Consider the following 25,230-nt stretch of genomic DNA (forward strand, 5'->3'; position numbering starts at 1 on the left):
GGACAAACGGTTTTCAAGACCGCCTCGTTATGACCACTTCGATACCTCTCCATACACTCTATTCATTTCGTCCGCACAGCGAACAATATGTATTCTAACAGAACCACATGTGCTTGTCAACATTTTTTTTGATTTTTTTCTTTTTTTTCAAATGTCCTAAAACTGTCGCTCTTTTTTGGTCGCTACCTTGAGATTTTGTTTCGGGAAGCCGCAAAGATTTCGGCAATTTTTAAGTCTTCCGGTGTTGTGACTTTGATATTCTCGTAGGAACCTTCCACAAGAAATACAGGATTGCCTGTCATCCGTTCCACTGCCATGGCGTCATCTGTCACATTTTCATGAGGAGATCTCATCATTTTTCTGTACGCTTCGATAATGAGTCTGCTTTGGAACACTTGGGGAGTCTGCACGATCCACAGCGTCCTTCTGTCCGGTGTTTCCGTTGCCGCTCTGTTCTTATCTACTATCTTAATCGTATCTTTTACAGGCATCCCGGCCACGCAAGCCCCTTTTTGGACAGCCTCTTCGTATGTACGTTCCAAAATCTGCTCATCCGGAAACGGGCGTGCTCCATCATGGATGAAGACGATCGCGTCATCTTTCTCCGACTGTTCTATCGTTTTCAAAGCATTCCATACAGAATCATAGCGTTCCTTTCCGCCTTCCACAATCCTGGATATTTTCTCAAATCCATACTCCTGCACAATCGTCTCGCGGACATACTCTATCTCTCCTGCCCCTGTCACAAGAATGATTTCATCGATCAGTTCTGACTTATCAAACACTTCCACCGCATAATAAAGGATCGGTTTTCCTGCGATTTTCAGATATTGCTTTCTTGTCTTTGTCCCCATCCTTGTCCCTTGTCCCGCTGCCAGGATAATCGCTATACATTTTTTCTTCATGACTGTTCCGCCTTTTTCTCCAGATATCTCTGTTCTTTACCGTTCTCCCAGTTTCAGATTAGGTACTGCATTCAGATCCCATCCGCTTCTGATCCCGTTTAGATAGTCATAGTACGCCGCTGCTCCGATCATTGCCGCATTATCTGTACAGAGAATTGGCGATGGGTAGTAGAATTCGATCTCACGTTCCTCACACGCCTGCTTCATCGCCATGCGCAGACTCGAATTGGATGCCACACCTCCTGCAATCGCAAGTTTTTTAAGTCCATAATTCTCCACGCCCTTCATGGCATGATCCACGAGAACATCTGTCACTGCCTTCTGGAAGGATGCTGCTATATCAGCCGTATTATACTCTTGCCCCTTCATTTTGCATCCATTGATATAATTCAAAACTGCAGATTTAACTCCGCTGAAACTAAAATCGTACACGGAATCTCCCACATGCGCGCGTGGAAAAGCAATCGCATCCGGATTCCCTTCTTTTGAAAGTTTGTCAATCTTTGGTCCTCCTGGGTATCCAAGACCGATAGCTCTTGCCACTTTGTCGAATGCTTCTCCAGCCGCATCATCTTTTGTTTTGCCAAGGATCTGATATTTCCCATAATCTTCCACACATACCAAATGGGTATGCCCACCGGACACAACCAGACATAAGAACGGAGGCTCCAGCTCTTTATTTTCAATGTAATTGGCTGAAATATGCCCTTCAATATGATGTACACCGATCAGCGGGAGTTTTTTTGCGTAGGCGATGGCTTTGGCCTCAGCTACCCCGACAAGAAGGGCCCCAACAAGTCCCGGCCCATAAGTGACGGCGATGGCATCGATGTCATCCAGTGTATATTTTGCCTCTTTTAGTGCCTCCTCAATGACTTGATTGATCTTCTCGATATGTTTTCTTGATGCAATCTCCGGTACAACTCCTCCATACAGTTTATGGAGATCGATCTGGGATGAAATCACATTTGACAGGACTTCCCTTCCGTTTCTTACCACTGCAGCGGACGTCTCATCACAGGAACTTTCTATCGCCAGTATCGTTATATCTTTTGTTTCATTCATTTTCAACCTTTACCTCCGATCATGATTCCGGGAAATACAGTTCTACACTCATTCTATCTTTGCCGGCCTTCGCCCCCGGAAAGATCTTCCGCACCTCATCCATATATTCTTCCGGTCTTGTCAGAGACGGGCTGTAATGTGTAAGCCACATTTCCTGGACATCTGCCTCTTTCGCAAGTCTGGCAGCTTCGTAAAATGTCATGTGTTTGTATTCTACCGCTTTTTTTGCTTTATCCGGCTCCCCGTACATGCCTTCGCAGATGAAGAGGTCGGATCCGACTGCATTTTCTGCAATAGATTTCGTCGGCCTTGTGTCTGTGCAGTACGTAAGCTTGATTCCCTTGCGCGGGGGGCCAAGCACCATGTCCGGTGTATAAATTTTTCCGTCTTCTTCCATGGTTTCTCCTTTTTGCAGAAATCTCCAGAGACGCTGCGGTATTTCCTGCTGCCTTGCGCGCTCCACGTCGAATTTTCCTGCTCGGTCGATCTCGATAGTATACCCGTAGCAGATTACGTTGTGATTGACTTTAAATGCTCTTAGCCGGTATCCATCCATCTCGAATGTCTGTACCGGCTCTGTGATCTCCATAAATTTCAATTCAAACGGAAGCTCCTGCGCGATAACACGCAGAGCATTGACTACTCTTTCGAGTCCTTTCGGCCCGATCAAAGTGAGGGGCTCCTTCCTGTCGGCATTTCCCATTGTGAGCAAAAGCCCCGGAAGTCCGCTTATATGATCCCCGTGATAGTGGGTAAAACAGATGACGTCAATCGGTTTGAAGCTCCATCCTTTTTCCTTAATGGCAATCTGTGTGCCTTCGCCGCAGTCGATCAGGATGCTGCTCCCATTGTACCGCATCATCAGCGATGTGAGCCATCTGTACGGAAGCGGCATCATGCCGCCTGTACCCAGTAAACATACATCCAGCATTTCTCTTCTCCTAACTTTCAGATTTCAAAAAATGCCGCCCTGTCACACCGACATTACCCGTTCTCTTTCTCTACAGGTATCACAAACTGTGCAATCAGCTTGTCATAACATGATTCGCACAGATCAAACCGATGCACCTCGTTGTCTTTCTCGGAAAAATATCCCCATCGTTTTTCAACGGTAAGGATATCTTCCTGCGGCATTTCATTTTTTACGATAATTTCTTTTCCGCACTGGTTGCAAAAAATTTTTTCTGTTTTTCTTTCTTCTTTCAAATGATACTGATACTGGCGCATACAATCTCCTCCGATGAGTTTTTTCCTTTGTTACGCCTTTATTATATCTGCTGATTTTTGCCATGTACAGCGGAAAGGGTTTCCAGTTTACGCGTCATGAGCACGGCATCCTCTCTTGGATGATCATAGTATGCTTTTCGAATTCCGTCCTGCACAAACCCGTGCCTTATGTAAAAGGCCCGCGCGCCTTCGTTGCTCTCGCGCACATCCAAATGCCAAAGCCAAATCCCTTTTTCCGCACTTTCCTTCTCAAGCACCTGAAGGATCCGGCTGGAAACCCCTTGTCTCCGCGCTTTTTCCGCGCAGGCAATCCGCGCAATCTCTCCTTCGTCCAACACTGGATAGAAAATCACGTATGCCAGCAGCCGGGAATTTTCTTCTGCATGTGCGACATAAATCCACGCATTTCCCTTTGTCATACTCTCAAGGATCCCTTCCTCGCTCCACGCATCTGAAAAGATTTCTTTTTCCAGCTCCGCAATATACGCTGCGTCCTCTTCTCTTGCTCTGCGCACGATCATTCTTCGCGCCCCTTTTCCCTTTCCATCCGCTCTCTTTCAGCCTGCGATACTCTCAGGTAGTCCGGCTGGTGGTCTCTTGCATTTTCCAGTTTTCCTTCTTTTGCGTAGACGAGCCCCAAAGCTCCTACTGCAGCAGCGCTCTGCCTGTTCAAATGAGGCGGCGCAAAAGAAAACGGGACTGTCACACTCTCCCGGATCTTCTCTTTGTATACCGGCACTCCATCTCCGAGGAATACAACCTTTTCCCCATACGAATTTAAAAGTTCGGCAAGTTTTACGATATCTTCTGCCATCTGGCGCTCGACAATCTCAAAGGAATTCTCGAAACGGTACACTCCTGTGTACACCTGGTTTCTTCTGGCATCCATAATAGGGCAGATCAATCCGCCGAAACCGTAAAGCCGGTATGCCATGGCATCCACAGTCGGGATATGGATAAGCGGCTTATCAAGCGCAAGTCCAAGCCCTTTTGCTGTGGCAGACCCGATCCGAAGCCCTGTAAAAGAGCCCGGTCCTCCTGCCACCGCAATGGCGTCGATGGAATCCAGGGAGAGTCCCGTCATCCTGACCGCATCATCCAGCATCGGAAGGAGGGTCTGGGAATGCGTTTTTTTGTAATTCATTGTATACTCACAGAGTATCTGTTCTTCCTCCACCACCGCGATACTTGCGGTAAGTCCGGAACTATCCATTGCTAAAATACGCATCTTCTTCGTCCCTCTCTTATCTAAACCGCTCTGACTGAGAACGGATCAGTTCTTCATCGTCAAAATAATTGATCTTCATGGAAGCCTTTACTTCCGCCAGTGTTCTGGCTGCCACTTCCTCAGCCTTCTCGCTTCCCTTTCTGAGGATGTCATAGATGGCCGGAATATCTTTTGCAAACTCTTTTCTTCTTGTACGGATCGGTTCCAATTCTTGCTGGATCACTTCGTTCAGGAAGCGTTTTACTTTCACATCTCCAAGTCCGCCTCTTGTATAGTGCGCTTTCAGTTCGTCGAGGTTTGCATATTCCGGGAGGAATTCCTCAAAATGATGTTCCTGACAGAATGCATCGAGATAAGTAAACACCGGATTTCCTTCCACCCGTCCAGGATCAGACACTTTCAGATGATTCGGATCCGTAAACATGCTCATAACCTTCTTCTTTACTTCATCCGCACTGTCGGAAAGATAAATACAGTTATTCAGTGATTTGCTCATCTTCGCCTTTCCATCCGTTCCAGGGAGCCTTAGACATGCCTGATTTTTCGGCAGAAGGATCTCTGGTTCTACAAGTGTGTCCCCGTACACGGAATTAAATTTCCGTACGATCTCCTTTGTCTGTTCCAGCATCGGGAGCTGATCTTCCCCTACCGGGACCGTTGTAGCCTTAAATGCAGTGATATCTGCCGCCTGGCTGATCGGGTAGGTAAAAAATCCAACCGGAATACTTGCCTCGAAATTTCTCATCTGGATTTCCGATTTCACGGTAGGATTTCTCTGGAGTCTGGAAACTGTGACCAGATTCATATAGTAAAAAGAAAGCTCGCACAATTCAGGTATCTGAGACTGGATCAGCAGTGTGGATTTTTCCGGATCAAGACCGCACGCCAGATAATCCAGCGCGACCTCTATGATATTCTGCCGTACCTTTTCCGGATTGTCTGCATTGTCTGTCAGCGCCTGCGCATCCGCGATCATGATAAAAATATCATCGTATTCCCCAGAATTCTGAAGCTCTACTCTCCTCTTCAGCGAACCGACATAATGCCCTACGTGCAGCCGTCCTGTCGGTCTGTCGCCTGTTAAAATAATTTTTGACATGTCTATTCCTCCAATTTATTTATCGTGATTTTCCTGTAATCAAACCCTTTATCCAGATCTTTCTCGATCCGTACTTCCGTTCTCTTCTTTGGCAGGATTTCTTCTATCAGATTGGCCCACTCGATCAGACACACGCCATCCCCGTAAATATAATCCTCATATCCGATCTCATCCATCTCTTCAATGTCTCCGATCCGATATACGTCAAAATGGTAAAACGGCAGCCGTCCATCCTCGTATTCCTGGACAATCGTAAACGTCGGGCTGCTCACATCTTCTTTGACTCCAAGCCCTTTTGCCAACCCTTTCGTAAACACGGTCTTTCCAACGCCAAGGTCTCCTTCCAACGTGAAAACATCGCCTTGTTTGGCAGATTTACCGAGCATTTCCCCAAGTTCATATGTTTCTTTTTCAGACAAGGTTTCCTTTACCATACTGTCTCCTTCCTACTTATTTTTTCTGGAAAAGCGAAATGGCAAAATCCTTTTTGAAGCATCTTCAATTCTTTGTTCCCCGAGTACATTCGTCACGATTTTCATAAAAGAATCTTTCTGGATACCGATGTCTTCCTTCGGGAAAATAAATGCTGTCTGCGATCCTCTGTACAAAACGATCAGATTTGGTGTGATCAAAACATTGCTCATATCTTTCCAGGAGAACAGTTTCTTCTTTTCGCCGCTTACTACTTCCAGACCATCTTTTTCAAGACTATACTGTATCGGCATCCGATAAACGCTGCTCATCTGCATCTGCTCTCTTGCACTAAACCACAAAATGATCGGGATGATCAGAAGACAGAATACGAAGATAAATACAAGAACCAAGCCCCACGTTGTCTGTCCGAGGATAAAGCTTACAATGGCTGCAATCCAACAGATAACCCCAACTGCAAGAAGCAGAATTCCTTTTATTCCCCGATAAGTATGATAGATCAGAAATTCAAAGAGAATCTCTTTACTCATCTTTACTTCAAATCCAACTTTCATTTTTCAATCTATACCTCCATCTTTCCGAATATTGAAATTATAACGCATCCTGGGAATTGTTACAATACACAGTTTGAAATAATAGGCAGACCAGAACAGGCCTCCGGCATCTGGAAAAGACGCCGAAGGCCTGCTTTTTTCTAGCCAATCTTTTTGTGAAGGATAGGGCTGATCTTCTTATACACCAGAAGAAGGATTACAGAGACAATTACTCCTTTCAGAAGATTGAACGGCGTCACTGCCAAAAGGATAAATGTCCAAATCCCGTCAATCGCCGGATTTACTGCGCTTCCCATAGCAATCAGGGAGTCTATCGGCATTCCGAAGACTGCCGCGTAAGTCGGGAGAAGGATATATGCATTGATCACACAGCCGACCACCGTCATGATCACTGTCCCTGAAGCCAGCGCGATGCACGCCCCCTTTTTCGTCCGCATCCTCTGATAGATGATTCCGGCCGGAACACAGAAACTGCATCCGATCAAAAAGTTGGCAAACTCACCCACTCCACCTGTCGTTGTTCCGTTGATGACAAAATTCAGAAGGATCTTGATAAGCTCCGTTACCGCACCCGCCAACGGCCCCATAGCAAACGTCCCGATCAGCACCGGCACTTCGCTTATGTCCAGCTTATAAAAACCCGGCGCGAACGGAAGCGGGAACTCAAACAGCATCAGTATGACCGATACCGCCCCCAGCATGGCCGATACGACCATAAACTTTACTTTTACAGTGTTGTTTCTTTTGACTCCTTCATTTCTTGTGCCATTCATACTTGTGTTGTCCATTGTTTCTTCTCTCCTTTTATTGCTTTCTTGGAAAAGAAACTCTTCTCTCCCTGCAAGGGAATGGGAAACATGCAAAAGACCCCGGATTCAAAACATATCCGGGGCTGTAAACATTAAGACACTTTCGTCCTTCTTTCACATATTTTCTTCTCTCATCCAGACTGTACTGTCGGTTCCGGAATCACACCGGATCAGCCGCCGAAGCGGGTCGCGGACTTTTACCGCCGGTTGGGACTTACACCCTACCCCGAAGAATTTTTTCCTGCCTTTTATTATAAAACCAGCTGTTCATATTTTCAAGACCTTTTCTAAAATTCACTTCTCAGATACCTTTCATGGTAAGCTGTATCCGCTTTCTTTTCATATCCACACTCAAAACTTTCACATCCACAATATCCCCCACACTTACTGCCTCCAGAGGATGTTTGATAAACTTCTTATCTGTTATCTCTGAGATGTGAACAAGCCCATCCTGATGCACGCCAATGTCCACAAAAACGCCGAAATCAATGACGTTTCGAACGGTTCCTTTTAGTACCATCCCTTCTTTAAGATCTTTCATTTCCAAAACGTCCGTCCTTAGGATTGGTTTTGGCATTTCCTCTCTCGGGTCTCTTCCCGGTTTTTCCAGCTCATTTACGATATCCCGCAGCGTGATCTCCCCTGTGCCGAGCTCCTGCGCCATTTTCTTGTAATCCGTGATGTGCCCGGAAAGAGCGGTAAGTTTCCCTGTCTTGAGATCTTCCGGTGCAAACCCCTGGCTCTTCAACAACTTTTTAGCCACCTCATAAGATTCCGGATGAACGCTTGTGGCATCCAGTGGATCGTCTCCTCCCTGGATCCTCATAAATCCGGCACATTGCTCAAAAGCTTTCGGCCCCAGTTTCGGCACTTTCAAAAGCTGTCTTCTGTTGGTAAAGCGGCCATTTTCTTCGCGGTATGCAACAATGCTCTTTGCAATGGAAGCCGAAATTCCGGATATGTAGGAAAGAAGCGGTGCAGAGGCTGTATTCAGGTCAACTCCCACCCTGTTTACGCAGTCCTCCACGACGCCGGAAAGAGCTTCGCTCAGCTTCCTCTGATTCATATCGTGCTGGTATTGTCCCACACCGATGGATTTCGGATCGATCTTTACAAGTTCGGCCAGCGGATCCTGAAGTCTTCTTGCAATGGAAGCGGCACTTCTTTGACCTACATCAAATTTCGGAAACTCCTCAGCCGCCAGTTTACTTGCGGAATATACAGATGCGCCGGCTTCATTTACAATGACGTACTGGACATGCTCTTCCGGTATTTCCTTCAGAAGTTCCACTATGAACTGTTCTGACTCTCTGGATGCGGTTCCGTTTCCAAGGGAAATCAGCGTAATATGGTATTTCGGGATGATCTTTTTCAGAAGATCTTTTGACGCCTTGATCTTAGCCGGTGTCGTCGGAGCCGTCGGATAGATGACGGTCGTCCCAAGCACTTTTCCGGTAGGATCTACCACCGCAAGCTTACACCCCGTTCGAAATGCCGGATCCCATCCAAGAACGACATGCCCGGCTATAGGCGGCTGCATGAGAAGCTGTGTAAGATTTTTCCCAAACACCTGTATAGCTCCGTCTTCCGCCTTCTCCGTCAGTTCATTCCGGATCTCCCGCTCGATGGCCGGAGCGATCAGCCTTCCATAACTATCTGCAATAGTCTCCTTTAAAAGAGGATTTATAAACTCGTTCTCCCCGCGAAGTATTTTTTTCTCCAGATACCGGATGATTTCTTCTTCCGGAGCTTCTATCTTTACTGTCAAAAACTTTTCTTTTTCCCCTCTGTTCAGTGCAAGAATTCTGTGACCTGCAAGTTTTGAGACCGGTTCCTCAAACTCATAGTACATTTCGTATACGGATTCCTGCTTTTCATCCTTTGCGGCAGAGATCACTTTTCCTTTTTTGTATGTCAGATTTCGGATGTGAGTTCGGTAGTCCGCCTCGTCGGAAATCATCTCCGCAATAATGTCCTTGGCTCCATCCAGAGCTTCCTTCGCAGACCCAACCCCTTTTTCATCCGAAACATAGACTTCCGCCGCTTTCTCAGCCGGCTCTCTCAATTTCTGAAGCATCAAAATGGATGCGAGAGGCTCCAGTCCCTTTTCTTTGGCAATGGTAGCCCTTGTCCTCCTCTTTGGTCTGTATGGACGGTACAGATCATCTACCAGCACCTGTGTCTGTGCCGCCAGAATCTGTGCTTTCAATTCTTCGGTCATCTTGCCTTGTTCTTCTATGCTTGCGATAACCTGCGCTTTCTTCTCTTCCAGATTTCTAAGATAGACAAGTCGCTCGCTAAGCTTTCTCAGCTGTTCATCGTTTAACGTTCCTGTCGCTTCTTTTCTGTATCTCGCAATAAACGGTATCGTGTTGCCTTCATCGATCAGTTTTACAGCAGCATCTACCTGCCATTTTTTTACCTGCAGTTCGTCTGTAATTTTTTGTATGATATCCATCTTGCATTTCCTTTCCTCGGTAACTTCTTGTCTTATTATAATCGATAGGCAGTATCCGTGCAATCAACGAAAAACAGAGTTTGCTCTGTTTTTTCTTGAAATCCTTGTTTTTCTGTGTTATAGTTTTTTGAAAAAGGAGGGTGTATGGAAATGTCTGAACACACACAGCAGAAACTGTCCAAACAACAGCAAAAGTCTCAGGAAACGAAAGAACGTATTTTCCGCGCTGCAAAAGAAATTTTGAAAAAAAAAGGATATGATGCACTTTCCATCAAAAATATCTGCGAAGAAGCCGGTGTCTCAAATGGAAGTTTTTACCATCATTTTAAAACGAAAGACGATCTTCTTTCTTACTATATAGAAGAGCAGCCTTCTGTTTCCACTGATTATTCTGAAATACCCCAAAATGCAGATGATGCAAAACGCACCGTGATTCTTGTTTATCTCAACTATGTTAAATACTGTGAAGAGCTCGGGGTCCCATTTATGGCGAACTACTACACTCCAAAAAACCAGGCTCTGAATCCGGTAAGCCGTACAAAACGCCCTTATCCGATCGTAACCGTAACTACTTACCTCGAAAAAGCATTAAAAGCTGGAACAATAAAGATCTCTCTTACACTGGAAGAAATCTCGACCGATATCCGTATGCTTGTCATCGGAAATGTGTTTGAATGGTGTTTAAGAAACGGAAAAACAGATTTTGCCGGAAATATGGAGCGTTCTCTTGGAAAATACCTGGACAGTGTCATCCAATAATATATCTTAATTAATGAAGACATGAAAAAACCTTTCAGTGAGCGAACGCTGAAAGGCTTTTGCATTTTAGAAGGTTTTTGTCTATTATTGACAGCTCACTGTCTTTTGTGTTTTTATTATATCTCTTCTCTCTTCTTTCTGCAAATCAGTAATCGTGATATATCATTTTACTTATCATTATTTTCTATGTATTTGAATCTTTTTCTACTTGTTTTTTTGCCCACCCCTTTATACATACTCAACAATTCCATCGTTTATTTTTTAACTTTTGTTGTGTATTGTGTCCGAATGCGTTACAATTAGTTTACTACGAGTTCGTAAATTCATTTGTGAGGTGAAAAGAATATGAGCAGACTTGAACTTCCTACCCCAAGCAAGGCTCAGCTGGTCGTCGAGGGGCTTTACAAAGACTTGGAGCGTAGAATTGAAGCAAGCCCGCCGGGACTTTGCCCTGTTGATATTTCACGGGCATTTCTTGAACTTTGTCATGCACAGACATGCGGAAAATGTGTGCCATGCCGTATTGGCCTGCTTCAGTTAAAACATCTTATTACAGATGTTCTCAACGGAAAGGCGACAATGGAAACTCTGGATCTGATGGAACGCACTGCCTTATCTATTATGGAAACGGCCGACTGCGCTATTGGATACGAAGCCGCTAATATGGTGTATAAGGGATTGATCGGATATCGGGAAGATTATGAGGAACATATCAAAAACGGACGTTGTACCTGTACATATAACCAGCCTGTTCCTTGTGTCGCTCTGTGTCCTGCACACGTAGATATCCCGGGATATATCGCCCTTGTACGCGAGGGAAGGTATGCGGATGCCATCCGCCTGATCCGAAAGGACAACCCATTCCCGACAACATGCGGATTTATCTGCGAACATCCTTGCGAGGCCAGATGCCGCCGCAATATGGTAGATGACGCTGTCAATATCCGCGGATTAAAACGTATGGCAGCCGACTATGCGGGGAAAGTACCTCCTCCGCCTTGCGCGCCGTCTACCGGAAAAAAAGTTGCCGTTGTAGGCGGCGGTCCGGGTGGTCTGAGTGCAGCATATTACCTGCAGCTGATGGGTCATCAGGTAACCGTATACGAGATGCTGCCTGGACTTGGCGGTATGCTTCGTTATGGTATCCCAAATTACCGTCTTCCGAAAGAACGTCTCGACGAGGATATCGAGGCAATTCTCGCCACCGGAGTGGAAGTTAAATACGGCCTCCGCATCGGAAAAGACATCACGATCCAGGAACTGCGCGCACAGTATGACGCTGTGCTGATCACTATCGGTGCAAGCACAGACAAAAAACTCGGCATCGAAGGCGAAGATGCAGATGGTGTCATGTCCGCTGTCCATTTCCTGAGAGATGTCGGAAAAGGAATCAACCCTGATCTGACGGGTCAGGAAGTGGCCATCATCGGCGGCGGAAATGTATCCATGGATGCAGTTCGTTCTGCTATCCGTCTTGGTGCAAAAAAGGTAAGCATTCTGTACCGTCGGCGCGTCGCTGATATGACAGCTCTTCCGGCAGAAATTGAGGGCGCAGCAGCCGAAGGTGTGGAAATCCGCACTCTGAGAGCGCCATCCCGCATTGAGACAGACGAAAACGGACATATTAAAGGAATCTATGTCACTCCTCAGATGATCAGCAGCATCAAAGGCGGGCGTGCCAGCGTAAAACCATCTGGACTCCCGGATGAATTTGTTCCATGTACTACGCTGATCGTTGCCATTGGGCAGAATATCGAAACAGAGCATTTTGAAAAGGCCGGCGTTCCTGTAGAGCGCGGCAAGATCATGGCCGAAAAATTCGGAGGATTCAACAACATTCCAGGCGTATTTGCAGGCGGAGACTGTGCGACAGGTCCTGCCACTGTGATCCGTGCGATTGCTGCTGCCAAAGTTGTAGCCGCCAATATTGATGAATATCTTGGATTCCACCATGAAATCGCATGTGATGTGGAGATTCCGGAACCGAATCTGGATGACCGTATGCCTTGCGGACGTGTCGAGCTTACTGAACGCGAGGCATGTGAACGAATCCACGATTTTGATGGTATCGAAAACTGTATGACATGCCAGGAAGCAAAGCAGGAAGCAAACCGCTGTCTGCGCTGCGACCACTTTGGTTTTGGAATATTTAAAGGAGGTCGCGAAAAAGTATGGTAAATCTTACAATTGACAATAAACCAATTTCCGTGCCGGAAGGTACGACGATCATGGAGGCGGCATCCCAAAACGGGATCGTCATTCCTAAATTATGTTATCTGAAAGGGATCAACGAGATTGCTGCCTGCCGTGTCTGCGTGGTGGAAATGGAGGGCAAAGAAAAGCTCATAACATCCTGCAACAATACGGTGCAGGAAGGTATGGTCCTCTATACAAACAGTCCGAAAGTGCGCGCTGACAGAAGAAACACAGTACAGCTCATCCTCTCCCAGCACGACTGCAAATGTGCGACGTGTGTGAGAAGCGGAAACTGTTCTCTTCAGAAAATCGCCAATGATCTGAATATCCTTGAACTTCCGTTCCAGGAACGGCTTGAACGCCAGCCTTGGAATAAAGATTTCCCGCTGATCCGGGATTCCGCAAAATGTATCAAATGTATGCGCTGCATCCAGATCTGTGACAAAGTACAGAGTTTAAATATCTGGGATCTCGAGGGAACAGGGGCACGTTCCACTGTCAATGTCTCCAGAGGACGCAAGATCGAACAGTCCGACTGCTCTCTCTGCGGCCAGTGTATTACTCACTGTCCGGTAGGTGCCCTGCGTGAACGCGACGATACAGAAAAAGTCTGGGAAGCCATCGCAGACAAGAAAAAAGTGACAGTAGCTCAGATCGCTCCGGCTGTCCGTACCGCATGGGGCGAGGCACTTGGTCTTTCCAGGGAAGAAGCAACGGTTGGAAAAATAGCGGACGCACTCCACAAACTTGGGGTGGACTATGTGTTTGACACAAGCTTTTCCGCCGACCTTACCATCATGGAGGAAGGAAACGAATTTCTGGAACGCTTTACAAAAGGCGAGACAAAAGTACGTCCGATGTTTACTTCCTGCTGCCCGGGCTGGATCCGTTTTATCAAATCCCAGTATCCGCACCTTGTGCCTCAGCTTTCTACCGCCAAATCTCCTCAGCAGATGTTTGGCGCTGTTATGAAGACTTATTTCGCAGAATCGATCGGTGTTGATCCGGAAAATATTTTCACGGTATCCATCATGCCTTGTGTGGCAAAAAAAGGCGAAAGCAATATGGAACTGTTCTATGAAGAATATGCCGGCCACGACACAGATGTGGTGCTTACAACAAGGGAACTGACCCGTATGATCCGCTCTGCACATATCCCGGCATCTTCATTGGAAGACCGCGAATTTGACCGTCTGATGAAAGAATACACCGGAGCCGGAGTTATTTTCGGCGTAACAGGCGGGGTAATGGAGGCTGCACTTCGTTCCGCCTACTATCTGGTAACCGGAAAAAATCCGGATCCAAATGCATTCCAGGCAGTCCGAAACGATGGAAAAGGCGTGAAATCCGCTGAGATCCAGATTGGCGATGCTGTCGTAAAAGCGGCTGTTGTAAGCGGCCTTGGAAATACAAGACGGCTCATCTCCCAGATCGAACGCGGAGAAGTGCATTATGACTTTGTGGAAGTCATGGCTTGCCCTGGCGGATGTGTCGGAGGTGGAGGCCAGATCATCCACGATGGAGAAGAGCTGGCTTACGAACGCGGACAGAATCTGTACTTCCTGGACAGAAATATGCCGCTTCGGTTCTCCCATGAAAATCAAGACGTATTGAAACTGTATGCGGATTACATGGAGCGTCCGCTCTCACACAAAGCCCACATGCTCCTCCATACAGATCACAATGCTTGGGAAATGCCAAAACAAGACAGATAATTTTCCTCTTTGGAGCCGGATATCGAATCTTGATATCCGGCTCCTTTTTTCATATAATGATGGATAGAAAACAACAAAGGAGATCGGATTATGTACCATTTCATCGTCAACCCAAACTCCCGCTCTGGTCTAGGTCTCTCCCTTTGGGCGCAAATCGAACCGGAGCTCCAAAAACGCAAGATTGACTATACTGTTTTCTTTACGCAATATCAGAAACATGCCTGGGAGTATACCGAAAAGCTTACTTCTGATCACACTTACCATACCCTTGTCGTCCTCGGCGGAGATGGAACTGTCAATGAAGTGATAAACGGAATCCAGGATTTCTCCAAAGTCACGCTCGGATATATTCCTACCGGTTCCAGCAATGACTTTGCAAGGAGTTTCAAGATTCCCTCCGATCCGCTCAAGGCACTTGAAATCATCCTTTCTCCTTCGGGCTACTCCTACATGGATGTGGGCTGTATTTCCTACCAGAATAAAAAACGAAGATTTGCTGTGAGTTCGGGCATCGGGTTTGATGCCGGCATCTGTCATGAGGCAGTCGTATCCCGTTTCAAGATATGGCTTAACAAAATCCGGCTTGGGAAATTTACCTACGCTCTCATCGCACTCCACCGGCTTTTCCTTACCATTCCCGCCGATATTACCCTGCGGCTGGATAGACGGAATCCCGTGGTTTTCCGAAAAGGTTGGTTTGTGACCGTCATGAACCATCCTTTTGAAGGAGGAGGACTGAAGTTCTGTCCGGCAGCAAAGCCGAATGATGGATATCTGGACATTATTGTAGTCTTCGGATTTTCTCCTTTAAGATTACTGTCTGTCCTTCCTTTTGCCTTCGCAGGCCTCCACACACGTTTTCGTGGAATTCGGACGTTTCGCTGTAAGACGGCAGAAATTACCACGACCCGTACTCTTCCCGTACATACCGACGGAGAACCGGTCTTCCTCCAGCGACATCTTTGTGTTTCTATGGAAAAAAAGAGGCTGAAAATCATAATATCTTGAAATATTCATAAAATCTTTCATTTCTTTTAACGGAAATGTGCTATACTGTTAAGATGATATGAGGTGCAAAAAATATGACGACAGTTACAGTTGCTTTTGCCCCCACATCTTAATATGACGAAAACATGCAGCAAAACTTCGTCATTTAAAGGACATACGAATGAAAAGGGGAGAATAGAAATGAAGTGTCCAAAATGCAACAGTGAACTACGGGAAAGCAAGAAGACGCCTGGCTACTATCTTTGCGATTCCTGCAAAAAAAAATTTAGCCAGGAAACCCTTGCACGGTTTAAATATGCAAAATCCTCCGCAAAAAATACTGAATCCTCCGACGAACAGGAGATTCCGGAAACATTGGAACAACCTATTGCGGACAAGGAACCAGGAGGAACCGTCTACTCCAACATTCCTCCGGAACATATACGTCAAAAACGCGAGAAAGAAATGCGGGAAAATTACGAAGCATTGCTGAATATAAAAGAGGATCACACTCCACTGCCAAAAGAAGAAAACGATACGGAAGGCCCTGGAAGTTTTGATGACGAAGAAGCGTCCTGCCGCGGTTTCCGCCTGCTCATAGGTATTCTTTCGCTCCTCGGAGCTGTTTACCTTGGCTATGTTGCCTTTTCTTCTGGAAATGTGGTCACATTTATTCATACACAGGATCTGACCGGAACCGCCTCTATGCTGCTTGCTGTATGCCTGCTTATCGGCGGAATCATCACTCTTGGCATGCAGGCCAAAAACAGCATCACAGCCTTTTTACTTCCTGCGCTGTTTTTTATCGGAGGTTCAGCCGGCAGTGCATTCCTTCCAGGGTCTTCTCTGATCGTTAAAATATTGATCTACGTAACCGCAGCTTTCGGCGTTTTCATGATCTTCTGCCTCTGCTGTGCAAAGAAGATCCACGTCGCACTGCGGATCCTGATCCTTGTTCTCCTGCTTGCCCTCGCAGGCGGTGGGGTATTTGCAGCTCAAAAATTTGTAGTGAAAGAGACATTTGGCTCTAAAAATACGCTGCGTCTTGTGACCGACAATTTTACTGCCATCTATGAAAAAACAGACATCGCGGAAGATTACGAAGGTATGGATTCCCTGCTTGTCTACTATACTATTACAAACAAGGGGGAGGAACCTCTCGTGCCATCGGTGGCAGTTACTTTCAAGGCAATGCAGGACAGCACTACTTTGGAATCTACGCTTGTTCCGGATGAAAAGCTGACGGAAAATGAATCCAAAGAAATCAAGAAAGGGGACAGCGTCCGTGTCTGTACCTCTTTCCGTCTGATCGACAGATCAGATATCACACTGCAAGTATCCGAGTCTTTTGCCTCCGACGGGAAACAGGCTGAGACAACGATCAGCATTGACTAAAACAAAGTTACAATGGTAATTGAGGAGACTTACATGACTGCAAAGAACAACTGGAAACAATTTTTACATCGATACAAACACATATGGGTACTTTCCTATATTCTTATTTATATGCCATGGTTTCTTTATCTTGAAAAGCATGTGACGAAAGACTACCATGTGATCCATACTGCTTTGGATGACTATATTCCATTCTGTGAATATTTCATCATTCCTTATCTTTTATGGTTTGCTTTCATTGCCGTAACCTTTTTGTGGTTCTTTTTGTACGATACATCTGGTTTTTACAAGATGGCGGCTTTTCTTTTTACGGGGATGACCATTTTCCTTATCATATCAACTATTTTCCCAAATGGTCAGGATCTCCGCCCGACACATTTTGCCAGAGATAATATTTTTGTCGATATGGTAAAAGCACTGTACAAGACCGATACCCCGACAAATGTACTTCCGAGTATCCACGTGTTCAATTCTATCGGAGTCTGCGTCGCCATCTGTCACAACAGCCAGCTTTACATCAAAAAGTGGATTCGCTATGGGTCACTGGCTCTTGGCATATCCATCATTCTGGCTACTATGTTCCTGAAACAGCATTCCGTAGTTGATGTGCTTGCGGCGGGATGTATGGCCACCATTCTTTATCCGGTCGTTTATATGAGAGAAAGCCGAAAAGCTGCTGATCTTTCAAGTCAGCCAATAAAAGGATGAAATCCGTGATCTGGATTTCATCCTTTTTCGTTCTTCCTGTATATAGGCTTAAAGCATTTCAATAAAAGCTGCGATTCTTGTGTTGAGCTGTCCGATGTCTCCCTGTGAGTAATCTGTCTCGACACTGATATACGGTTTACCTTTTTCTTCATTTACGAATCTTCTGATTCCAAGCGTCTCCACATTGTATGTATGGCATGCCTGAAGGATCATCTCCACGACACCGTCCACCTGATATTCATCTATCAGCCTTCCGAGAAGCTCAAGCCTGTTCGGGTTCGGTGTCATAATGGAGCACCCGATATTCAGATATCTTTTTGCGATCGCTTCATAGATATCGTCCGTATCTTCATCCACCAGCTTATCAATAGATTTTGCACCGGAACAGTTTTCATATGTCACAACAATACCACCGTTATCCTCAATAGCCTTGATCACTTTCTCTGTTGCTCCTCCGATCGGACATCCTGTCACAAGGATACGCGGCTTTCTCTCCTGCATCTTTCCTTCTGCATATTCTTTCTCGATCTTGTCTACGATTTCATTTACCTCGCCCGGAATTACAGAACGGTCTACCTTAAATGTACTTCCATACAACACTTTGAATAATTCCATTCCTGTTATCGGCGCCGGATCAAGCTTCATTGTCTCATAGAGACGTTTCAGTGCTTTTCTGCCTTCATTCTGGATATGAACCGCGTTCCTTACCTGCTCTTCTGTGATCGTCACATCGAATTTCTCTTCCAGATACTCTTTAAAACGCACAATTTCCTTTTTCCAGAGACGGAGTCCCTCTTCCGTCTGTCTATTCGGCAGCTCCATCGTAAATACATCTTTAAACTGCTTCAGATACTCATACATTTTTTTCTTTCCGTCACAAGTCGTCTCCCCAACTACGAGATCAGAAAAATAAAAGAACGGGCATTTCTGGGTAGATGCAAATCCATAGCTGGATTTGATCAGAGGGCAAAGATTCTTCGGCAGATCTTTTTCCGCTGCAGGAATCGTCTCGTCCGATGTGGAGCACAGGCTGACAGTCGCAGCTCCCATAGCCATCGCGATCTCCTGAGGGAAATAGGTACAAAATACTCCGACAATTGGGATCCCTGCATCTTTCAGTTTTTTGATATCGAGAAATGCTTTCTGCCTCTGTTCGGCAAATTCTTCAAATACTTCCGGCAACTCTTTTATCAGTTCCATTTTCTTCCTCCTGTGTTACGCATACTTATCATAAATCTCTGCCTATTATCGTAACATTTCCGGCCAAAATGGACTAATTGATAATTAGCATGTGTTCTCTCATTTATTGAGATGCTCTATTTTTTCATATTTTTCCTGTCCCAAAAGAACATTTATGGACCCTGTGTAAGTCTCAAAGGCGGCCGGGATAGCGTACGTCCTCTGAATTTCCTCCGGATGTACAAAAAGCATATCCTCCGTACAAGACTTTTCCAGTTCATCCACTCTCACTGCAAACCCTTTCATATGCCATTCCACATGACTGAAAATATGTTTTGCCTCCGGCAGAGACTCGATCCGAAGGGGCGAAAGCCCAATCTGACGGCTGTACTGCGCCACTTCTTCCATCGTTTTGAATCCTTCCAGATTTGGAAATTCAAAAAGACCTGCCAACAGTCCTTTTTTCGGGCGTTTACAAAGAGCAATATTGTCCCCATCCTTAAAAATCAGAATTGTCTTTTCCTCGATTCTGCGGGCCTTTGCTTTTTTCTTGACCGGGAGAGACATTTCAATACCATGCTGATGGGCAAGACAAAACTCTCTTGCCGGACATTCGCTGCATTTTGGCTCCCCGTTTGGGACGCACACGATGGCTCCCAGCTCAATAAGACCCTGGTTAAAGTCATTGGCTTCGCCTTCCGGTATCACGGCTTCAATCCATTCCTCGGCCCTTTTCTTTACCGATGCTTTGGAAATATCAGCATCATCGGCCAAAATACGGGATAAAACCCTCAAAACATTTCCGTCCACCGCCGGCTTTGGGATACCAAAGGCAAAGGAGCTGATGGCTCCGGCCGTGTAGCTGCCGATCCCGGTAAGAGAAAGGATTTTTTCATAATCTGCGGGAATCTCCCCGTCATACATTTCCATGATCTGTCTTGCCGCCTTCTGCATGTTCCGCACACGGTTGTAATAGCCAAGTCCTTCCCACAATTTCAACAACTTTTCCTCCTGTGCCTCAGCAAGGTCGCGGATCGTCGGAAAAGCTTCCAGAAAACGGGCATAAAATGGCTTTACTGCCTCAACCCGTGTCTGCTGAAGCATGATCTCCGACACCCACACATGATATGCACTTGGCTCGTTTCTCCACGGAAGATCTCTCTTATGTCCGCGGAACCAGCGGATCAGCGGATCCGGAAGTTTGCTGAGGATCGAGATCGGATCCTCCCCATTATTTTTTTCTCCCCCCTTCTCATCCCCCGGAAGGACGACCGGGATTTCCTTGTCTATACGTATCTCATCCTCAGAGACAATACAATCATAAGCAGCCAGATGCACGCCCTTTTCCCTTGCTTTGCACAGCACATCGGCAAATTCCGGATGTGTTTCCACATTGGGCATCATCTGATCCACATCTTTCATCTGGATAACAAAAAAAGCATACGCTTCATATCCTTCTTCCACAGCATGCATGAGCTCTTCCATATGGCGGACAGCGCGCTCGCTCGGTGCGTCCGGAAATTTGGCAAGTCTTCCTTCCTTCAGCGTGACTCCTTTTATTTCCATCAAAATCTTGCGTTCTTCTGCCTCGACATAGAGATCGATACGGGAACTTCCATACGTGTATTCTGGGCGTATCTTTGTGATGCCAGGAATAAAATTTCCTTCCTCAAGCCATTCTTTGACTGCCTTGTTCGGAACCTGGGAGTCCATATTGATGATCTGTCCATCCTTTTTTACCGCAATCAGATCCCATTTTGTTTTTCTGGACGGATTATCCGTCTTTTGTACGTACACCTCAGCTCCTGGTATGAGGAGTTCCGCACATCTGCCAGTATTTTTCACATGGACGGTCTCCGTTTGTTCCGGATCTTCACAGAGCCCTTTTACGTAGGCAATAAACCTGTTTGGGCGGCTCAGGAAGGAAGCCTTATGAACTCTTTCATACTTCATCTTTACGCCTCCGGCTGTCCGTCTTCATGGACATTTTCTCTTCTTTGCATAGCTGTATGTTCTTTTGCCAGCTCCTCGTAAAGTTCCATCACATTCCAATGGATATTCGTCGGTGTGAGCACCGCTTTATAGTCCACTTTCCGTATCCCGTTTTTCCTCATCTCCGCAAGCATTCTCTGAAGTTTTGCATCCGAGACACCTGCAAATACCATAACCTCTTTTTCCGGGGCAATTCCTGTAAATACTGTATCGGAAGGCTCTATTCCCTCCACACCGGCCAGATACCCAAGCGGCATGAGAAAATCTTTTTCCTCGATCATACGCACTTTCATCTTTAGGAGGAAGGCAGTCATCTGGATACCTTTGAGCTGTTTTTTATCTTTAAAATTAAATAATAATAGGGATTCTCTCATCGTTTTCTCCTTTTCGTTTTTGTTCCATTTTCCTTCCTTACAGTAACACGAAAGTACAAAAGAAACAAGAAGCAACAACTTCCTTTTGCGGAAACCATTGCTTCTTTTCTCGTTTTAACTCGCAAGCTCCTGAAATACCGGGCGAAGAGCCGGATAGATCTTTCGGAACTTCTGATATCCTTTTTCATATTTTTCCACGAGTTCTTTTTCCGGTTCAATCGTCTCGACAACTTTCACGATTTTACTCACTGCCTGCTCTACGTTTTCAAATTCTCCGCAGCCTACTGCTGCCAGAATCGCTCCGCCAAGAGCCGGTCCCTCCTCGTTTTTTGCAATCTCTACCTTAACATTCAAAATATTGGCTGCCATTTTTTTCCACAGCAGGCTTTTTGCTCCACCGCCGCAGATTTTTGTCTTTTCGATGGAAAGTCCCAGGCTCCTGGCCACTTCCAGGGAATCCCGCAGACCGTAAAGCACCCCTTCCAATACTGCCTGTGTCATATCCTTCCGCGTTGTATCCATCGTCATTCCGATAAATGTCCCCCTTGCATAAGGATCATTATGCGGAGAACGCTCCCCCATTAAGTATGGAAGGTAAAAAACTCTATTCTCGCCAAGTGTAAAAATTTCTTCCTGCTCTTTTGAAAACTCCTTTGTATCCAGTATGTCCTCCATCCACCATTTATTGCAGGATGCGGCGCTTAACATGCACCCCATCAAATGGTAATGACCGTCTGCATGCGCAAAGGCATGTAGCGCATTGTTTGTATCCTTGCGGAACGTATGGCTGGAGATAAAGATGGTACCGCTTGTTCCAAGAGAGATATTGCAGCGTCCCTCTCCGACTGTCCCCGTACCGATGGCTGCCGCCGCATTGTCCCCTGCTCCGGCAATTACCTTGACATTTTCAGGAAGGCCGATTTCTCTGGCCACATCGCTTTTTACCGTACCGATGGTATCGTAACTTTCAAACAGATCCGGCAGCTGTCCCCGCTCGATCCCGCAGATTTTCATCATTTCCTCAGACCAGCATTTGTTCTCCACATCCATCAGAAGCATCCCCGATGCATCCGAGTAATCACTGGCAAATACTCCTGTGAGCCGGTAGGACAGATAATCTTTTGGGAGCATGATCTTTTTGATCCTTCCGAAAAGTTCCGGCTCATGATTTCTCATCCAGAGAATCTTCGGCGCCGTAAACCCAGCAAAAGCAATATTGGCCGTATAAGCTGAAAGTTTTTCTTTCCCGATCACTTCGTTAAGATACGCTGTCTCCTGAACAGAACGACTGTCATTCCAGAGAATAGCAGGACGTATAACATGGTCCTCCACATCCAGCGTCACAAGACCGTGCATCTGCCCGCCAAAACTGATTCCTGAAATTTGGGTTTTGTCAAATCCCTCTGTCAGAATACGAATCCCCTCCAGAGTTTCCCTGTACCAATCCTCAGGATTCTGCTCCGACCAGCCTGGATGCGGGAACGAAATCGGATATTCCCTCGATACAATATTTCTGATCCGCCCATCGCTGTCCATCAAAAGCAGTTTGACAGATGAAGTGCCAAGATCCACTCCAATATACAACATATTGTTACCTCCTGATAAAACGGGGACGTGTACCTGCTTCCAGGAACCCGTCCCTCTTTCACATATTTGTTTAGTATGCAAACGGATTTTCGGTTTTATACCGTACTCCTTTCGGATGGTTGTATCCTATTTCTTCTGTATCAACTCCGATGTACCGGAATACTTCGTAGAGTTCTTTTCCGAAATGTCCGAATGCCACTGCCCCGTGGTGTGGGTAGTTCCCTTCAATAAGTACGTGACGGTAGAAGCGTCCCATTTCCGGGATTGCAAAAATACCGATGGATCCGAAGGATCTTGTAGCTACCGGAAGGACTTCTCCTTGTGCAATGTATGCGCGCAGTTTATTGTCAGCGGTACTCTGAAGTCGGTAGAACGTAATATCTCCCGGTGCGATATCTCCTTCCAGTGTCCCTTGTGTCACTTCTTCCGGAAGTGTTCTTGCCATAATCATCTGATATTTCATTTCGCAGAAGGAAAGTTTCCCGGAAGCAGTATTTCCGCAGTGGAACCCCATAAATATGTCTTTCAGTGTGTAATCGTATTTCCCTTTGATTTCCGCTTCGTACATATCTTTCGGAACCGTGTTGTTGATGTCCAGAAGTGTCACTGTATCCTGGCTTACAACTGTCCCGATAAACTCGCTCAGTGCTCCGTAAATATCCACTTCACATGATACGGGTATCCCTTGTGCTGTCAGACGGCTGTTCACATAGCACGGTACAAATCCAAACTGTGTCTGGAATGCCGGCCAGCACTTACCTGCGATGGCCACATATTCCCGATACCCTTTATGATCCCGGATCCAGTCTTTTAGTGTCAGCTCATACTGTGCAAGTTTAGGAAGAATTTCCGGCTTTTTATTTCCTTTTCCCAATTCTTCTTCCATCTCTTTGACAATATCCGGAATTCGTTCGTCTCCTTCATGACGATTGAATGCCTCAAAAAGATCCAGCTCAGAATTTTCCTCGATTTCTACACCGAGATTATAAAGCTGCTTGACAGGTGCATTGCACGCAAGGAAATTGAGCGGTCTTGGGCCAAAGCTTATGATCTTCAGATTCTGAAGTGCAATGACCGCCCTTGCGATCGGCAGAAACTCATGGATCATATCTGCACAGTCTTCTGCATCTCCCACAGGATACTCCGGAATATAAGCTCTGATATTGCGAAGCGCCAGATTGTAGCTGGCATTTAACATACCGCAGTAAGCATCGCCTCTTCCCTGGCGCAGATGGTCTCCGGACTCCTCCGCTGCCGCGATAAACATCTTCGGGCCATCAAAATGTTTTGCCAGAAGTGTCTCAGAAATCTCCGGTCCAAAATTTCCAAGATAGACACAAAGCGCATTGCACCCCGCTTTCTTAATATCTTCCAACGCCTGTATCATGTGGATCTCACTTTCTACAATGCAGACCGGACATTCATAGATATCCTGTATGTCATACTTCTCTTTGTATGCTTTCACAAGTGCTTCCCTTCTTGTGACAGACAAACTCTCCGGGAAGCAGTCTCTGCTTACTGCCACAATTCCCAGTTTTACTTTTGGCATATTGTTCTCCAAACTCATCTTTTCGCCCTCCTGTATCTTTGTGGTCATTATAGCATCACTTTTTTGTCCTTTTCGACCCATTTTTTAGCTAATTTATGGCACTTTTTTGCCTTTTCCTGTATTCACTCGGCAAAATCCCATACTTTTTCCGAAACTCTCTGGAAAGCGACTTGCTGTTTGGAAATCCACTGTTCATGGCGATATCCGATATCGTATGCTCTGTGTTTGCCAGCTCCTGAAACGCATACTCTGTGCGTACACTCTGGAGAAATGTTTTGTAGTTGGTCAGCGCATACTTTTGAAACATTCGGGATAAATAAGAGGGCGAGTAGCCAAAATGTTCCGCCACCGTTTCCAGCGACAGTTCTTTCTGGTAATTTTCCCTAATATACGCAGTAATACTGGAGAGCCTGTTTAATTTCCGATAATGCCGTATCTCCTCCGATCCAATCTCTGTTTTTTTGTATTTTGTCACAAGAAGATAGATCAGCAAAAAAAAGTCGCTTCTTACTTTCCACTCATATCCGGTATCTCTCTCTGAAATCCCTCTGTACATCTCCCTGATCAGCTCCATGATCTTTTTGTCCTGCGTCCTCGGGCTGTGCGTAAAAAGCAAAAATCCATCTTCCTCACAGTAATCGGAGAACATATTGAGTGGGATCTGAAGCACGATCGTACAGTTGGGATTTGGTGCCAAGACAGAGTGTACTTCATTGGAATTCAGCAAAATAAACTCCCCTGGATGCAGCAAGTGCTGCTCTTCATTGATAAAAAAAGTGAGATTCCCTTCAAATACAGCGAAAATTTCAATCGAACGATGCCAATGCTTTTCGCGCACATAATGACCGTGCATCCCTTCAAACCGGAAAATCTTAAATGGAAAACCTTCATTTGGAATGATCAATTCATGTTCAAACCCCATTTAGCTCCTCCTTTTTGTCTTTCTGTCCTATAGTATAGCAACAAAAAAGCAACGTGTTCAAGCCCCTTCCGGAGAGGAGGGGAGAACACG

The 25,230-nt window shown here is 45.9% G+C and carries 23 protein-coding genes, 1 tRNA gene and 1 riboswitch (1 of these 25 cut by a window edge); of the genes, 6 read left to right on the plus strand and 18 right to left on the minus strand.

Features of this window, described 5'->3' with window-relative positions; all coding sequences use genetic code 11:
• The 12 genes from ACLROL_RS08440 to ACLROL_RS08495 all read right to left on the minus strand — a co-directional run.
• Positions 1–51: transfer RNA gene (locus ACLROL_RS08440), tRNA-Ser, on the minus strand; it reaches 62 nt to the left of the window's first position.
• A 131-nt stretch (positions 52–182) separates the two neighbouring features.
• Complete coding sequence (gene ispD, locus ACLROL_RS08445; RefSeq protein ID WP_287448181.1) at positions 183–905, minus strand: 2-C-methyl-D-erythritol 4-phosphate cytidylyltransferase; 723 nt, start codon at positions 903–905, stop codon at positions 183–185.
• A gap of 36 nt (positions 906–941) precedes the next feature.
• A complete protein-coding gene (tsaD, locus tag ACLROL_RS08450) occupies positions 942–1,970 on the minus strand; it encodes a tRNA (adenosine(37)-N6)-threonylcarbamoyltransferase complex transferase subunit TsaD (RefSeq protein WP_288723787.1) in 1,029 nt (342 codons plus the stop codon).
• Positions 1,971–1,989: 19 nt separating this feature from the next.
• Positions 1,990–2,901 (minus strand): ribonuclease Z, encoded by a 912-nt coding sequence (locus tag ACLROL_RS08455; RefSeq protein ID WP_087203311.1) that lies wholly within the window; start codon positions 2,899–2,901, stop codon positions 1,990–1,992.
• 53 nt (positions 2,902–2,954) lie between these two features.
• Positions 2,955–3,197, minus strand: coding sequence for a hypothetical protein (locus ACLROL_RS08460; protein WP_087203310.1), 243 nt, complete (start codon positions 3,195–3,197; stop codon positions 2,955–2,957).
• 41 nt (positions 3,198–3,238) lie between these two features.
• A complete protein-coding gene (gene rimI / locus ACLROL_RS08465) occupies positions 3,239–3,718 on the minus strand; it encodes a ribosomal protein S18-alanine N-acetyltransferase (RefSeq protein ID WP_413067683.1) in 480 nt (159 codons plus the stop codon).
• Positions 3,715–4,425 (minus strand): tRNA (adenosine(37)-N6)-threonylcarbamoyltransferase complex dimerization subunit type 1 TsaB, encoded by a 711-nt coding sequence (gene tsaB, locus ACLROL_RS08470; protein ID WP_413067684.1) that lies wholly within the window; start codon positions 4,423–4,425, stop codon positions 3,715–3,717. The genes rimI and tsaB overlap by 4 nt, the downstream gene beginning before the upstream one ends.
• Positions 4,426–4,441: 16 nt before the next feature.
• Positions 4,442–5,524 (minus strand): tryptophan--tRNA ligase, encoded by a 1,083-nt coding sequence (trpS, locus tag ACLROL_RS08475; protein ID WP_087209767.1) that lies wholly within the window; start codon positions 5,522–5,524, stop codon positions 4,442–4,444.
• A 2-nt stretch (positions 5,525–5,526) separates the two neighbouring features.
• Positions 5,527–5,958 carry a tRNA (adenosine(37)-N6)-threonylcarbamoyltransferase complex ATPase subunit type 1 TsaE gene (gene tsaE, locus ACLROL_RS08480; RefSeq protein ID WP_087203306.1) on the minus strand — a complete coding sequence of 144 codons (432 nt, stop codon included), beginning with the start codon at positions 5,956–5,958 and terminating at the stop codon, positions 5,527–5,529.
• A 12-nt stretch (positions 5,959–5,970) separates the two neighbouring features.
• Complete coding sequence (locus ACLROL_RS08485; RefSeq protein WP_087203305.1) at positions 5,971–6,510, minus strand: YcxB family protein; 540 nt, start codon at positions 6,508–6,510, stop codon at positions 5,971–5,973.
• A gap of 140 nt (positions 6,511–6,650) precedes the next feature.
• Positions 6,651–7,298, minus strand: a complete 648-nt coding sequence (locus ACLROL_RS08490; RefSeq protein ID WP_330620419.1) for an ECF transporter S component — start codon at positions 7,296–7,298, stop codon at positions 6,651–6,653.
• A 140-nt stretch (positions 7,299–7,438) separates the two neighbouring features.
• Positions 7,439–7,557: riboswitch (FMN riboswitch) on the minus strand.
• 63 nt (positions 7,558–7,620) lie between these two features.
• The gene (locus ACLROL_RS08495; protein WP_413067685.1) at positions 7,621–9,777 is read right to left on the minus strand and encodes a Tex family protein; all 2,157 of its coding nucleotides are present in this window, start codon (positions 9,775–9,777) and stop codon (positions 7,621–7,623) included.
• Between the two features lie 150 nt (positions 9,778–9,927).
• Between ACLROL_RS08495 and ACLROL_RS08500 the strand changes: the two genes are divergently transcribed.
• From ACLROL_RS08500 to ACLROL_RS08525, 6 genes are all read left to right on the plus strand, one after another.
• The gene (locus tag ACLROL_RS08500; protein WP_087209972.1) at positions 9,928–10,536 is read left to right on the plus strand and encodes a TetR/AcrR family transcriptional regulator; all 609 of its coding nucleotides are present in this window, start codon (positions 9,928–9,930) and stop codon (positions 10,534–10,536) included.
• Between the two features lie 345 nt (positions 10,537–10,881).
• Positions 10,882–12,714 carry an NAD(P)-binding protein gene (locus ACLROL_RS08505; RefSeq protein ID WP_087203303.1) on the plus strand — a complete coding sequence of 611 codons (1,833 nt, stop codon included), beginning with the start codon at positions 10,882–10,884 and terminating at the stop codon, positions 12,712–12,714.
• Entirely contained in the window at positions 12,708–14,447 is a 1,740-nt protein-coding gene (locus tag ACLROL_RS08510) for a [FeFe] hydrogenase, group A (protein ID WP_087209773.1), read from the plus strand. Before ACLROL_RS08505 ends, ACLROL_RS08510 begins: the two co-directional genes overlap by 7 nt.
• 90 nt (positions 14,448–14,537) lie before the next feature.
• A complete protein-coding gene (locus tag ACLROL_RS08515; protein WP_204244081.1) occupies positions 14,538–15,455 on the plus strand; it encodes a diacylglycerol/lipid kinase family protein in 918 nt (305 codons plus the stop codon).
• Positions 15,456–15,635: 180 nt separating this feature from the next.
• Entirely contained in the window at positions 15,636–16,829 is a 1,194-nt protein-coding gene (locus tag ACLROL_RS08520) for a DUF5067 domain-containing protein (protein WP_144018278.1), read from the plus strand.
• 33 nt (positions 16,830–16,862) lie between these two features.
• Entirely contained in the window at positions 16,863–17,537 is a 675-nt protein-coding gene (locus ACLROL_RS08525; protein WP_087203299.1) for a phosphatase PAP2 family protein, read from the plus strand.
• Between the two features lie 48 nt (positions 17,538–17,585).
• On the opposite strand, the gene ACLROL_RS08530 is transcribed toward ACLROL_RS08525, so the two are convergent.
• From ACLROL_RS08530 to ACLROL_RS08555, 6 genes are all read right to left on the minus strand, one after another.
• Positions 17,586–18,737 (minus strand): double-cubane-cluster-containing anaerobic reductase, encoded by a 1,152-nt coding sequence (locus ACLROL_RS08530; RefSeq protein ID WP_087203298.1) that lies wholly within the window; start codon positions 18,735–18,737, stop codon positions 17,586–17,588.
• Between the two features lie 99 nt (positions 18,738–18,836).
• Entirely contained in the window at positions 18,837–20,669 is a 1,833-nt protein-coding gene (gene mutY / locus ACLROL_RS08535; protein WP_413067686.1) for an A/G-specific adenine glycosylase, read from the minus strand.
• A 2-nt stretch (positions 20,670–20,671) separates the two neighbouring features.
• The gene (locus ACLROL_RS08540; protein WP_221919773.1) at positions 20,672–21,082 is read right to left on the minus strand and encodes a DUF3783 domain-containing protein; all 411 of its coding nucleotides are present in this window, start codon (positions 21,080–21,082) and stop codon (positions 20,672–20,674) included.
• A 114-nt stretch (positions 21,083–21,196) separates the two neighbouring features.
• Positions 21,197–22,669, minus strand: coding sequence for a xylulokinase (gene xylB, locus ACLROL_RS08545; RefSeq protein ID WP_087203295.1), 1,473 nt, complete (start codon positions 22,667–22,669; stop codon positions 21,197–21,199).
• A gap of 70 nt (positions 22,670–22,739) precedes the next feature.
• Positions 22,740–24,236 (minus strand): L-fucose/L-arabinose isomerase family protein, encoded by a 1,497-nt coding sequence (locus tag ACLROL_RS08550; RefSeq protein ID WP_087209789.1) that lies wholly within the window; start codon positions 24,234–24,236, stop codon positions 22,740–22,742.
• 70 nt (positions 24,237–24,306) lie between these two features.
• Entirely contained in the window at positions 24,307–25,140 is an 834-nt protein-coding gene (locus ACLROL_RS08555) for a helix-turn-helix transcriptional regulator (RefSeq protein WP_087201640.1), read from the minus strand.
• Between the last annotated feature and the right edge of the window lie 90 nt (positions 25,141–25,230).

It is taken from the genome of Sellimonas sp., from assembly GCF_047234585.1.
GTDB classification, from domain to species: Bacteria; Bacillota; Clostridia; order Lachnospirales; family Lachnospiraceae; genus Sellimonas; species Sellimonas caecigallum.

Excerpts from the sequence above, each read along its gene's own strand:
- ispD (WP_287448181.1), bottom strand. The coding sequence starts at position 905 with ATGAAGAAAAAATGTATAGCGATTATCCTGGCAGCGGGACAAGGGACA.
- tsaD (WP_288723787.1), bottom strand. The coding sequence starts at position 1,970 with ATGAATGAAACAAAAGATATAACGATACTGGCGATAGAAAGTTCCTGT.
- ACLROL_RS08455 (WP_087203311.1), bottom strand. The coding sequence starts at position 2,901 with ATGCTGGATGTATGTTTACTGGGTACAGGCGGCATGATGCCGCTTCCG.
- ACLROL_RS08460 (WP_087203310.1), bottom strand. The coding sequence starts at position 3,197 with ATGCGCCAGTATCAGTATCATTTGAAAGAAGAAAGAAAAACAGAAAAA.
- rimI (WP_413067683.1), bottom strand. The coding sequence starts at position 3,718 with ATGATCGTGCGCAGAGCAAGAGAAGAGGACGCAGCGTATATTGCGGAG.
- tsaB (WP_413067684.1), bottom strand. The coding sequence starts at position 4,425 with ATGCGTATTTTAGCAATGGATAGTTCCGGACTTACCGCAAGTATCGCG.
- trpS (WP_087209767.1), bottom strand. The coding sequence starts at position 5,524 with ATGTCAAAAATTATTTTAACAGGCGACAGACCGACAGGACGGCTGCAC.
- tsaE (WP_087203306.1), bottom strand. The coding sequence starts at position 5,958 with ATGGTAAAGGAAACCTTGTCTGAAAAAGAAACATATGAACTTGGGGAA.
- ACLROL_RS08485 (WP_087203305.1), bottom strand. The coding sequence starts at position 6,510 with ATGAAAGTTGGATTTGAAGTAAAGATGAGTAAAGAGATTCTCTTTGAA.
- ACLROL_RS08490 (WP_330620419.1), bottom strand. The coding sequence starts at position 7,298 with ATGGACAACACAAGTATGAATGGCACAAGAAATGAAGGAGTCAAAAGA.
- ACLROL_RS08495 (WP_413067685.1), bottom strand. The coding sequence starts at position 9,777 with ATGGATATCATACAAAAAATTACAGACGAACTGCAGGTAAAAAAATGG.
- ACLROL_RS08500 (WP_087209972.1), top strand. The coding sequence starts at position 9,928 with ATGTCTGAACACACACAGCAGAAACTGTCCAAACAACAGCAAAAGTCT.
- ACLROL_RS08505 (WP_087203303.1), top strand. The coding sequence starts at position 10,882 with ATGAGCAGACTTGAACTTCCTACCCCAAGCAAGGCTCAGCTGGTCGTC.
- ACLROL_RS08510 (WP_087209773.1), top strand. The coding sequence starts at position 12,708 with ATGGTAAATCTTACAATTGACAATAAACCAATTTCCGTGCCGGAAGGT.
- ACLROL_RS08515 (WP_204244081.1), top strand. The coding sequence starts at position 14,538 with ATGTACCATTTCATCGTCAACCCAAACTCCCGCTCTGGTCTAGGTCTC.
- ACLROL_RS08520 (WP_144018278.1), top strand. The coding sequence starts at position 15,636 with ATGAAGTGTCCAAAATGCAACAGTGAACTACGGGAAAGCAAGAAGACG.
- ACLROL_RS08525 (WP_087203299.1), top strand. The coding sequence starts at position 16,863 with ATGACTGCAAAGAACAACTGGAAACAATTTTTACATCGATACAAACAC.
- ACLROL_RS08530 (WP_087203298.1), bottom strand. The coding sequence starts at position 18,737 with ATGGAACTGATAAAAGAGTTGCCGGAAGTATTTGAAGAATTTGCCGAA.
- mutY (WP_413067686.1), bottom strand. The coding sequence starts at position 20,669 with ATGAAGTATGAAAGAGTTCATAAGGCTTCCTTCCTGAGCCGCCCAAAC.
- ACLROL_RS08540 (WP_221919773.1), bottom strand. The coding sequence starts at position 21,082 with ATGAGAGAATCCCTATTATTATTTAATTTTAAAGATAAAAAACAGCTC.
- xylB (WP_087203295.1), bottom strand. The coding sequence starts at position 22,669 with ATGTTGTATATTGGAGTGGATCTTGGCACTTCATCTGTCAAACTGCTT.
- ACLROL_RS08550 (WP_087209789.1), bottom strand. The coding sequence starts at position 24,236 with ATGAGTTTGGAGAACAATATGCCAAAAGTAAAACTGGGAATTGTGGCA.
- ACLROL_RS08555 (WP_087201640.1), bottom strand. The coding sequence starts at position 25,140 with ATGGGGTTTGAACATGAATTGATCATTCCAAATGAAGGTTTTCCATTT.